The sequence below is a fragment of the Enterococcus sp. HMSC078F03 genome (assembly GCF_001811595.1).
GTDB classification, from domain to species: domain Bacteria; phylum Bacillota; class Bacilli; order Lactobacillales; family Enterococcaceae; genus Enterococcus; species Enterococcus faecalis.
The window spans coordinates 54,062-61,965 of sequence record NZ_KV805531.1 but is presented as its reverse complement, the minus strand read 5'-3'; the positions used below and the strand labels follow the sequence as shown (position 1 = coordinate 61,965).

General features: G+C 38.7%; 6 protein-coding genes and 1 pseudogene. All 7 read left to right on the top strand.

Going from position 1 to position 7,904, the window contains the following annotated elements:
- The first annotated feature begins 276 nt into the window (after nt 1–276).
- The 7 genes and pseudogenes from HMPREF2810_RS01520 (at nt 277) to HMPREF2810_RS01490 (ending at nt 7,904) form a co-directional block, all read left to right on the top strand.
- Nucleotides 277–2,295 (top strand): annotated as a pseudogene (locus tag HMPREF2810_RS01520) (endonuclease MutS2).
- Nucleotides 2,296–2,382: 87 nt separating this feature from the next.
- Nucleotides 2,383–3,828, top strand: a complete 1,446-nt coding sequence (locus HMPREF2810_RS01515; RefSeq protein WP_002415863.1) for an alkaline phosphatase — start codon at nt 2,383–2,385, stop codon at nt 3,826–3,828.
- A gap of 111 nt (nt 3,829–3,939) precedes the next feature.
- Nucleotides 3,940–4,911: a dimethylarginine dimethylaminohydrolase family protein gene (locus HMPREF2810_RS01510; RefSeq protein WP_002415864.1), complete on the top strand. Its 972-nt coding sequence runs from the start codon at nt 3,940–3,942 to the stop codon at nt 4,909–4,911.
- A 426-nt stretch (nt 4,912–5,337) separates the two neighbouring features.
- A complete protein-coding gene (locus HMPREF2810_RS01505; protein ID WP_002415866.1) occupies nt 5,338–6,030 on the top strand; it encodes a WxL domain-containing protein in 693 nt (230 codons plus the stop codon).
- A gap of 87 nt (nt 6,031–6,117) precedes the next feature.
- Nucleotides 6,118–7,251: a WxLIP family cell surface protein gene (locus tag HMPREF2810_RS01500; protein WP_002415867.1), complete on the top strand. Its 1,134-nt coding sequence runs from the start codon at nt 6,118–6,120 to the stop codon at nt 7,249–7,251.
- Nucleotides 7,232–7,633: an LPXTG cell wall anchor domain-containing protein gene (locus tag HMPREF2810_RS01495; RefSeq protein ID WP_002415868.1), complete on the top strand. Its 402-nt coding sequence runs from the start codon at nt 7,232–7,234 to the stop codon at nt 7,631–7,633. Before HMPREF2810_RS01500 ends, HMPREF2810_RS01495 begins: the two co-directional genes overlap by 20 nt.
- A 46-nt stretch (nt 7,634–7,679) precedes the next feature.
- Complete coding sequence (locus HMPREF2810_RS01490; protein WP_002415869.1) at nt 7,680–7,904, top strand: hypothetical protein; 225 nt, start codon at nt 7,680–7,682, stop codon at nt 7,902–7,904.

Genomic DNA, 7,904 nt, shown 5'->3' with positions numbered 1-7,904 from the left:
TACTAACCATGATGAAAAACACATTGAATAAGTAAAGGGCCAATCTTTAGTTGACTTTCTCCACCAGATTTGCTACTCTCAAGTGGAGAATAAATAAAAACCAACAAACGAATGTGGGGTATTTTGGTGAGTGTCGTAGGTATCTAATTGATAAGTTGAATAACCAGTGAACCAAGCAAGGTTTATTTGGTGTGCTTAGAAAGTGATACCTGTCAGTCATCTCAATTACTAAATACCTCATTTAAAAGAGGTTTCTTTAGTAACCTTTATCCAACGATAAAGAGGACAGCGGTAGAACGCTGTCCTCTTTTTCTGTAGAAACTGGTTTTTATTTAAAGGCGCCAGGTATTCTTTTCGCGATAGAAAGGAAGAAAAAAACAAATGAATCATGAAACCATTCAAAAATTACAATTTACAACAATTCTTAAAGAAGTTCAAACACGTGCGATTGGCGAGTATAGTAAAGAACGGTTGGCGAAAATGGTCCCTGCAACACGTTTAGAAACAGTGCAGTCCCGCTTAACGGAAACAACTGAGGCCCGCTTAATTATTGATAGCGGACAACACGTCCCTTTCATGGGCTTGAGTCAAATTACCCGCTTGCTTCAACAAGTGAAAAAAGGCTTAATCCTTACACCAAACGAATTGATTGAGGTGGCTGACTTTTTAAGAAGTAGTCAGCGAATCCAGAAGTTTTTTGAAAAAAATCAATACCAAACACCACGCCTATTTAGTTACAGTCAGCACTTAGCTGACTTCAGAGCAATCGAAGAACAAATTTATACGAAAATCCATAACCAAAAAGTCGCCACCGATGCTTCCCGTCAACTTCGGAAAATTCGGCGTCAAATCAATGAATGCCAACAAGACATTGAAACAAAAGTCACCAAATTTTTACGTAATAAAAATAATCAACTGTATATTCAAGAAAATATGATGGTGAAAAAAGGGGAACATTACACGGTACCAATCAAAGCTAGCTATAAAAATAAGGTTTCAGGCACAATCATTGAGCAATCCAATAAAGGACAAACGGTCTTTATTGAACCTGTAGCAATTAGTAAATTAAATGAACAATTGACACTCTTAAAAGCGGAAGAAACAGCGGAAGAATATCAAATTTTGGCGGAACTAACTGGGTTAATTAATGAGCAAGAACGACTTGTCGATCAAGCCGTCGATACAATGACCACCTTAGATATTATTTTTGCACGAGGAAAGTATAGTCGCGAAATTGGTGGGATCACGCCAAAAGTAAACAAAGAAGAACGCTTGCGCATTGTTCAAGGAAAACATCCACTTTTATTAGAACACGCAGTACCATTGACGTTTTCTTTAGGAGCAGAGTATCGAGGACTTGTCATTACAGGCGCTAATGCTGGTGGTAAAACGGTTGTCTTAAAAACGGTGGGCTTATTGACTGTCATGACACAATTTGGGTTGCAAATTCCAGCACAAGCGGGCACAGAGATTCCAGTATTAGATGAAATTTTTGTCGATATTGGTGATCAGCAAAATCTGGAAAATGCGTTAAGCACTTTTTCTGGGCACATGAAAAATATTGCGGAAATGTTGCGTAACGTTAAGCGACACACACTTGTTTTATTAGATGAAATTGGCAGTGGCACCGAGCCAAACGAAGGAGCTGGCTTAGCGATTGCGATCATGGAAATGATGTATCAAAAGGGTGCCTTGGTAGTTGCGACGACCCATTATGGTGAAATTAAACGTTTTGCCCAAGAACATGATGATTTTGTGCCCGCCGCAATGGCCTTCGATCGTGAAACATTAACGCCCAAATATCAATTGAAAATTGGTGAAGTTGGCGATAGTCAGGCGCTTTGGATTGCACGTAAAATGAAGATGGAGCCACAGCTCATTGAAAAGGCGGCTCATTATATTCAGCGGAAAGAATACCCTACTAATCGAATTTTATTTAAACCCCTGAAAGCAAAAGAAACGACCTTTGCCACGTTTGTAGAAGAAACAGACCGTTATCAAAAAGGTGATCGTGTCCTATTGACAGAAACACAACAAATTGGGTTGGTTTTTACAGATGAGGGTGAACAAGAAATCCAAGTATTTGTGAATGATAAAATTGAAAATGTACCACGAAGACGGTTGAAATTACAAGCGAAAGCACAAGATCTATATCCGCAAGACTATGATTTAGAAAGTTTATTTACAGATTTCCATGAACGAAAGAAACTCAAAGATATTGAACGCGGCTCAAAAAAAGCGCAGAAACAATTACGCAAAGAGGCCGAAAAAAGAGCAGCAAGACGCGACAAATAAGGAACTTAACAGAAGCAACACAACAACTTAACACTTTGTTTACTTGTTATTTATCAGAAATCAACTAAGACTTGTTATAGTCAATGTATGGGTAGATATGAAGGAGGAAACAAGGAAATGAAGAAAAGAGCTTTGCTAGGGGTTACCTTATTAACATTCACAACATTAGCGGGTTGTACAAATTTATCTGAACAGAAAAGCGGCGAAAAACAAACAGAGGTTGCTGAAGCGAAGGCAACTGAATCCGAAAAAGCACCAGTAAAAAATGTTATTTTTATGATTGGAGATGGCATGGGGAATCCGTATACAACGGGCTATCGCTATTTCAAAGCCAATCACTCAGACAAGCGTGTTCCCCAAACAGCTTTTGATACCTATTTAGTTGGGCAGCAAGCCACTTATCCAGAAGATGAAGAAGAGAATGTCACCGATTCAGCATCCGCAGCGACAGCGATGGCTGCCGGAGTAAAAACCTATAATAATGCTATAGCACTCGATAATGACAAGTCCAAAACAGAAACAGTGCTGGAACGTGCGAAAAAAGTGGGGAAATCAACGGGGCTTGTAGCAACATCTGAAATAACACATGCAACCCCTGCTGCATATGGCGCACATAATGTTTCGCGCAAAAATATGGCAGAAATCGCCGATGACTATTTTGATGATCAAATCGACGGACAACACAAAGTCGATGTGTTACTTGGCGGCGGCTCCGAATTATTTGCGCGGAAAGATCGTGATTTAGTCAAAGAATTTTCCCAAGCGGGTTATGGTCATGTCACAGATAAAAAGTCGTTAAATGAGAACCAAGACGACAAAATTTTAGGCTTGTTTGCACCAGGCGGGCTACCTAAAATGATTGACCGAACGGAAGAAGTTCCTTCATTAGCTGATATGACAGAAGCGGCTCTTCAACGGTTAGATAAAAATGAAAAAGGCTTCTTTTTAATGGTTGAAGGTAGCCAAATTGATTGGGCCGGGCATAGCAATGATATTGTTGGCGCGATGAGCGAAATGCAAGACTTCGAAGCGGCGTTTGAAAAGGCCATCGATTTTGCCAAAAAAGATGGTGAAACATTGGTGGTTACAACTGCAGATCATTCTACTGGTGGTTTGTCTTTAGGTAAAGGCGATCAATACAATTGGTTGACGGAGCCTTTACATGCGGCAAAACGCACGCCTGATTTCATGGCAGAAGAAATTATTAAAAATGGTAATGTGGAAAAAACAGTGACTGAGTATATTGATTTTCAATTAAGTGAGGCTGAATTGAAAGCAGTGAAAACAGCGGCGGAGTCAAAAGATGTTGAAAAAATCGCTCAGGCATTAAGAAAGATTTTTGATGAACGTTCGAATACTGGTTGGACTACTGGCGGACACACGGGAGAAGATGTAAATGTCTATGCTTATGGCCCACAAGCAGAAGGTTTTTCAGGACAAATTGATAATACAGACCAAGCAAAGATTATTTTTGGCTTAGTAGATGGCACCGGGCAAAAAGCTGAGATTAAAGACAAAGGTATTGGCAAATAACAAAATAAAGAAAAAGCAGAACTTCTATACGTTCTGCTTTTTCTTCATTAAAGGCATAAAAATTTTATCTCTGTTATAATGAAGGTAACCAGATAAAAGTGAGGTCAAATAATGAAAAAAATGCATGTTGAAAGTGAATTTGCACCGTTGCGTTCAGTTGTTTTAGCACAATCGCAATTTTGTTTACCAGATAAATTTGATGAAGCGGATACGACTTTTTTAACAGAGGAAAATGCCCGTTTAACACAGAATAATGAAGGGCGTGATTTAGCAGACTTTGCACCAGAACAACAAGTTCGTTGGGAAAAAGAAAAAGAAGTCATGCAAGGAGTATTAGAATCTTATGGCGTAGAAGTATTTCGTCCGCGTTTATTGACAACCTATGAAAAAGAACATGGCAAGGAATTGGGTGTAGGATATAGTAACTTCTTTTCACGAGACCCTTTTTTTACAATTGGCAATCTCTTAATAGAAGGAAACTTAAGATTCCAACACCGTCGACAAGAAATTTTACCAATTCGTCCGATTATTCAGCAGTGGACACAAGAAGCAGAAGGCTATTATTTTGCTGCGCCACAACCTGACATTTCTGAAGGGGCTTTAAGTGAAGCAGGTCCCTTTATTGAAGGCGGCGATGTTTTAGTTTTAGGAAAAACAATTTTTGTGGGCTACTCCGGTTTGGCAAGTAACCTAGCGGGGATTCAGTGGTTGACCAATATGATTGGTCATTTTGGTTATGAGGTGGTGCCAGTTCGGTTACATCCACATATTCTCCACTTAGATTGTGCGTTAAGCTTGTTGAGAGATGGCTTGATGATTGTTTGTGAAGAAGCCTTTTTGGATGGTCTTCCTGCGCAATTAGCAAACTGGGAAAAAATTCACGTTACTTTGCAAGAAGCAGCGTATTTAGTGACAAATGGTCTACCACTTAATGAAGAAACGTATGTAACGGACCAATCGTTTACAACCTTAATTCCTCAAATAGAGGAAAAAGGTATCAAAGTTGAGGCAATTGATTACCATGTTTCTAGAATGTTAGGTGGTTCTTTCCGTTGTACAACGCAAGCTTTGATTAGAGAATAGTCAGCGAGTGATTATCAATTTTCGTAAGAAAAAATGTACGTTTTGTCTATGAAAACGATATAATTTTAGTTTTCACTAATTTTTTTTAAAATATCGAGGGAATTTTGATTTAATAAATGCGAGAAAACGTCAAAATGTTAGTGTTTGTTACTAATGTTTTGACGTTTTTTCGCTGTTTTTTTATAAAATCACCACTTTATATATGGAAAAAAACAATATCTTTTTTGAAAATTACGTTTTCAAAGACGCGAAAAGTCGTTGGAACCTTGCTGTTATAGTAAATTCATTTTTTTTGCATGAGGTGTTTAAAATTTGAAATCACAAGCAGGCTTTTTTTCGCTATACTTAATTTACGTTCTACCGAGATAGAAAAGTTTTTAACTTTTTTATTCATTAATCAACCAAGATAATAAAGGAGAGAGTAAAATGAAGAAAAAAACATTGGTAACTTTATTTGCAGGAACAGCTATTTTAGGAGCAAGCATCGCTCCTGCAGCAGCACATGCAACAACGACTGGTACAACACCAGCAAACGTAGAAATGACGAGTGGTTCATTACCACCTGATGGGACTGGAGATGGTGACGGAGATACACAAGATCCAGATCCTGCAAATCCGAATACTAACTTTGATTTGTTATATGTTCCAACAGAATTCAAATTTGCTGCGACAGAAGTTAGTTCTGATTTATCAGCGATTTCATTAGATGCAAAAGGAACCCAAACAAAACGTTATGCCGTTGGGGATGTTCGTGGAACACAAGCTGGTTGGTCGGTTACTGCAGGCGTTGCTGAAATGAAAAATGGTACTGCTACTTTAGAAGGTTCAATTACCTTTACACAAACAGGGGCTGTAGCTAAATACAATGAAACAGCAAAAACATACTCACGTGATGTGGCTGCCTTTGCAGCAGACCCAGGAAGCCCTGAATTTGCTGGAACAACTATTCCAGTAGGTGGAGCAGCTGTATCAATTGCTACAGCAGCAGTTGGTAAAGGTCAAGGTACATGGGATTCTGAATTATCAAATGTAAAATTAAACATTACAACACCTAGTTCACAAATTACAAATGGTGCGTATACAGGTAACGTAACTTGGACATTAGTGGCTGCGCCATAAACAGTTACTAACGAGAATACTGCATTACTAGAAAAGGAGCTGCGCAGTGGTGCACGGCTCCTTTTCGATACATAGGAGGAACAAATAATGAAGACAATGCGCTGGCTAATCGTCACAGTTTTTATTTGTGTGATGGCATTAAGTATCCCTTCTGCTGTACAAGCAGAAGAAGCGGATGACAACATGAATACAAAATTTACAGTTAAACCCAATATCCCAGAGAATCAAGCGAAAAATACGCAATCCTACTACGATCTCATTGTGAAACCAGGACAGAAACAAGAAGTAGAACTGTCATTAATTAATAAAACAAATGAAGAATTAACGATTGATTTAAATTTGGCAAATGCTACGACGAATGACAATGGTTTAATTGTGTACAATGATTTCGAGAAAAAACCAGATGCAAGTTTGAAAGTACCCTTGACAACATTGATCAAATTGCCTGAGGAACACGTGAAAGTTCCCGCTAAGAAAACCGTAGCAGCCAAAATGACTGTCGAAATTCCAGAAAATGGTTTTCAGGGATTAGTCTTAGGTGGTGTCTATGCTTCGCTTGCAGAAGATGAAAAGGAAGAAAAAGGAAAATCAACGGGGTTAACCAGTCGATATGGGTTTAACGTAGCGATTGCTTTACGAACGTCAGAAGATACACCAATGTATCTAGCAGAGACTCTTCAATTAGTTAAATTAGTTCCGACCATTGCTTTAGGAAATAAATCGGTCCAAGCGGTTATTCAGAATCCGACATCCGCTATTTTTCCTGAAGTACGTTTAGAAGGAAAAGTAACGAAAAAAGGCGAAACGAAAGAATATGCCAAACGGATTTTACCAAGTGTTCGTTTCGCACCGAATTCGACGATGAACTTCCATTTAGATTTCGGGAAAGAAGATGTTCGTCCAGGAACCTATATTTTTGAAGGAAAAGCGGTCTTGAAAGAAGATGAACAACAAGTGTGGCCGTTTAAGCAAGAATTTACCATCAGTAGTCAAGAAGCCAAGAAATTAAACAAAGAAGCAGTAGTGAAATTGGTCCTACCGACTTGGTGGAATCAAGCTTTTTATGGATTGTTAGCTGCAACAATTGTGAGTCTAATTCTAGCTATTTGGCGTTTTACACAACAGAAAGCAATACTAAAACAACAAGCCTATTTACAACAAGAAAAACAGGCAGCCTTGAAAAATAGACAAGGAGTGCGCGATGATGACAGCGAAAAGTAAAGGGTCACTTCTGGTGACATTAGGAATGCTTTTAATCATCGCCAACGCGAGTCTGACCGCTTCTTCTGAGAGCTTTGCAGAAGAAGCGGGACAAACGAATATCGGTGTGACGCTTTATGGAGGGAAGGCACCCCTAAAAACGGAAGGTGATACTAAGTCAACAGAACAACCAGTCACTAATAAAGATAAAAAAACGTCACAACAACAAGACAAAGTGAGTAGAAAAAACACTGCTAAGACGAATCCGACTATTGCACAGACGTCCTTACCAAGGACAGGTGAACGAAATAGCACATGGCTTTACAGCCTTGGTATTGCCTGTTTACTTGTAGCACTAATAAGTTTCTATTATTTGAATAAAAAAAGGAAAAAGGAAAAATAATGTGCTGTTTTTATAAACAGAGTCAATTGTAGAAGGAGGAATATAGATGGAGATTACGATGTGGATTTGGATTTGTGCTGGCTTGGCCGTCCTTTGTTTTGCTTTATTTTTACTGTTTTTAGTAAGTAGCATGAATTTTGTTCATCAAGCAAAGCCTAAGCAGTCTTTAGTAAAACAATCAATGTTTAGTTGGCTGCTTCTGGTGATGTGTGGTGGCTGGGTAGCAATAGCTATCTTGCTGAATATCGCATTACAAACACAATTAACATAA

Excerpts from the sequence above, each read along its gene's own strand:
- HMPREF2810_RS01505 (WP_002415866.1), top strand. The coding sequence starts at position 5,338 with ATGAAGAAAAAAACATTGGTAACTTTATTTGCAGGAACAGCTATTTTA.
- HMPREF2810_RS01495 (WP_002415868.1), top strand. The coding sequence starts at position 7,232 with ATGATGACAGCGAAAAGTAAAGGGTCACTTCTGGTGACATTAGGAATG.
- HMPREF2810_RS01515 (WP_002415863.1), top strand. The coding sequence starts at position 2,383 with ATGGGTAGATATGAAGGAGGAAACAAGGAAATGAAGAAAAGAGCTTTG.
- HMPREF2810_RS01510 (WP_002415864.1), top strand. The coding sequence starts at position 3,940 with ATGAAAAAAATGCATGTTGAAAGTGAATTTGCACCGTTGCGTTCAGTT.
- HMPREF2810_RS01490 (WP_002415869.1), top strand. The coding sequence starts at position 7,680 with ATGGAGATTACGATGTGGATTTGGATTTGTGCTGGCTTGGCCGTCCTT.
- HMPREF2810_RS01500 (WP_002415867.1), top strand. The coding sequence starts at position 6,118 with ATGAAGACAATGCGCTGGCTAATCGTCACAGTTTTTATTTGTGTGATG.